Annotated in this window: 2 protein-coding genes and 1 pseudogene; 1 reads left to right on the top strand and 2 read right to left on the bottom strand. The window is 34.1% G+C overall.

From position 1 onward, the window contains the following. The first annotated feature begins 206 nt into the window (after positions 1-206). The gene (locus D5R40_RS31495; protein WP_124155774.1) at positions 207-2,129 is read left to right on the top strand and encodes an AAA-like domain-containing protein; all 1,923 of its coding nucleotides are present in this window, start codon (positions 207-209) and stop codon (positions 2,127-2,129) included. 202 nt (positions 2,130-2,331) lie between these two features. On the opposite strand, the gene D5R40_RS41700 is transcribed toward D5R40_RS31495, so the two are convergent. Together D5R40_RS41700 and D5R40_RS31490 are read right to left on the bottom strand one after the other, a co-directional pair. Then, positions 2,332-2,466, bottom strand: coding sequence for a hypothetical protein (locus D5R40_RS41700; RefSeq protein WP_275670450.1), 135 nt, complete (start codon positions 2,464-2,466; stop codon positions 2,332-2,334). 337 nt (positions 2,467-2,803) lie between these two features. After that, positions 2,804-3,058, bottom strand: a pseudogene (locus D5R40_RS31490) (DUF2059 domain-containing protein); the annotation flags it as partial. Positions 3,059-3,110 lie beyond the last annotated feature (52 nt).

Here is a 3,110-nt window from a genome sequence, read left to right as displayed (position 1 = left end):
ATCCCCATGTAATTTTCCTCCTGTCTCCTGTCTCCTGTCTCCTGTCTCCTTCTTCAAGGAATAGCTGTTTGGTTAGCACTTCCCAGGAGAAATAATCAAATATCAATAATCCACCTGATCTCCGAGATAACTAAATGCCTTCCTCCTTCTTACTTCTTCCTTCTTCTTTCTGAAAATAATTAAAGTTTTGATCAAAGTATTTACTTATGTCTAAAAATAATTCTCTTATCGGAAAAATTCTACATCAACGTTATCAAATTATTGAAAAATTAGGCACAGGTGGTGGATTTGGTGAAACTTATATTGCAGAAGATTTAGATATGCCGGAAATTCCCAAACCAAAATGTGTTGTTAAGAGGCTAAAACCGACACAAAAAAGTTTAGAAGTTCAGAGGTTATTTGAGCAAGAAGGTAGGATTTTAAAAAAATTAGGTTGCCATGCTCAAATCCCAACTTTATATGCTTATTTTGAAGATGAAGGAGAATTTTTCCTAGTTCAAGAACTGATAGTAGGTCACGATTTAACTAGAGAAATGAATTCCTATTGGAGTGAATTTCAAATCATCAATTTTTTAACGGATATTCTGGAATTACTGAGTTTTGTTCATCAAAATAATGTAATTCATCGGGATATAAAACCGGCAAATATTATGAGGCGAGAAACTGGTGGGAAATTAGTATTAATTGATTTTGGAGCAGTTAAAGAAGTTAGTACAATAGTAGTTGGTAAGTATGGGGAATTTACTAGCACTATTACCATTGGAACTCGTGGTTATATGCCTATAGAACAACTACAAGGTAGACCCCAATTTGCTAGCGATATTTATGCTGTTGGAGTAACTGCAATTCAAGCTTTAACAGGAAAACCTCCCCAACTATTTCCCCTAAATAGCTATGGAGAAATAGACTGTAAAAAACTCTTTTCCTCTTCCGATGTCAGTGATGAGTTAGTTAGTTTTTTCATAAAAATGGTGAATATTCACTGGCCTCTACGCTACCTAGACGCTAAAGTTGCTTTGGCAGAATTATCGAATATTACATCAAATTTAATAAGAGTGAAAAAACATAATATATGCTACGCAAACTCAATAGACACTCCTACTGATATACCTATTTCTGATATAGAACTACCTTCTGGTCAAGTTCCTTTAAATTCTCCTTTTTATATTGAGCGATCGCCTATCGAATCAGAATGTTTTCAAGCTATTGTTAAACCCAACGCATTAATTAGAATTAAAGCGCCTCGACAAATGGGAAAAAGTTCTTTATTATCCCGAATTTTAGCTCATTCTAGTCAGCAAGGTCATCGAATAGTTGATCTAAATTTTCAAACTATAGATACGGAATTTATCGAAAACTTAGACAAATTTTTGCAGTGGTTTTGTGCAAGTATTAGCGACAAATTGGGTTTAGAAGAACAGTTAGATAAATATTGGAAAAAAGTCTTAGGAGTGAAAAAAAGGTGTACAAAATATTTTGATAAATATTTGCTCGCTGAAATTAAAGCTCCCATAGTTTTAGGATTAGATGAAGTTGACAAAATTTTCCAAAATCCCGGTCTAGCAACAGATTTTTTTGCCTTATTAAGAGCTTGGCACGAACAAGGTAAAAATAATCCTGATTGGCAAAGATTACGATTAATAATTGTTCATTCTAAGGAGGTTTATATTCCTCTGAATATTAATCAGTCTCCCTTCAATGTGGGATTAGGAATTGAGTTGCCAGAATTTAATTTAGAACAGGTAAAATATTTAGTAGAAATACATGGTTTAAAATGGTCTTTAAATTGGTCTGAAAAACTAATGGAAATGTTAGGAGGCCATCCTTATTTAGTACGTCTAGCACTTTATCAAATTGCTAGTGGAAAAATTACTTTAGAACGACTTTTAGAACTGGCAGCAACTGATGAAGGACCTTACTATAATCACTTACATCCACATTTGTTGAACTTGCAAAAAGATGAAACTTTACAGAAGGCAATGACAAAAGTTGTTAATGCAAAAACTCCTGTGGAAATTGGTACAATTGAGGCTTTTAAATTGCGGAGTATGGGATTAGTTAAATTTCGGGGAAATGCTGTGGTGCCTTTGTGTAGTTTATATAAAGAATATTTTCGAGTTCATTTTTGAAGAAGGAAGAAGGAAGAGGGTTATACCGTTTCACGGAAATTAAAATTATAAGTTATAAATCAAAAGTCAGAAGAATTAGGAAGTAAAAACTCAATGATGGGACTTTAGTTTATCATTTTCTTTGTGGGTTTAATACCCCACCGTCAACGGGGGTGTTCAAAATTACTTGGGGGAGCGTAGACGCGGAGCGGCCCTTCGTTGACTATCCATAAGTAATTTTCCTCCTGTCTCCTGTCTCCTGTCTCCTGTCTCCTTCTTCAATATACCATTTTGAAAAAAGAATGTTACGAATAGTAAGAGGGATAAAAATAATTTTCAGGAGACATCCCTTTGACAAAAAAGATGATTTCCAACCTAAAAAGTGGTATTGAAGCAATTCCCATACGACTCCTGACTCCTGACTCCTGACTCCTAAAAAATCCCCTAGTTATTTGTAGCAAACATTTATCAAAATGGTATTATACCAATTCCTAAAAGTAACACTATACTTGGGTAATACTTCAGTTATTAATTAATCACAACAGATAGAATCACTTTTTTGCTAAAAATAGCCCAGTTAATATGAATTATTCTTACTTTTTACTTCTCCCCCACCCCTCTACTTCCCCTCCTGGGAGGGGTTAGGGGTGGGTTCCCTACTCAACAAAATGTAGAAAAGTTTTTGAGAAATGGTATTAGTTGATACGTTGTAATTCCTCAGCAATAATCTCTTGCATAACACTCTTAATTTTTGGGTTGAGTACCTGAGCTGTTCTTTGCATAGATTCTTGAAACAATTGTGGCATAAGTTCAATAGTTTTTCTTCCGGTTGGAGTTTGATAAAATTCAATTAATGTCTGCAAATCTTCTTCTGTAAAATATTTATTAGTTTTTCTTCCGGTTGGAGTTTGATAAAATTCAATTAATGTCTGCAAATCTTCTTCTGTAAAATATTTATCATTTTCTTTGTGGGTTTAATACCCCACCGTCTACACGGTGTTC

This window comes from Okeania hirsuta (genome assembly GCF_003838195.1).
GTDB classification, from domain to species: Bacteria; Cyanobacteriota; Cyanobacteriia; order Cyanobacteriales; family Microcoleaceae; genus Okeania; species Okeania hirsuta.
Note: the sequence above shows the minus strand (reverse complement) of the source record. Positions and strands in the feature narration are given on the sequence as shown.

Excerpts from the sequence above, each read along its gene's own strand:
- D5R40_RS31495 (WP_124155774.1), top strand. The coding sequence starts at position 207 with ATGTCTAAAAATAATTCTCTTATCGGAAAAATTCTACATCAACGTTAT.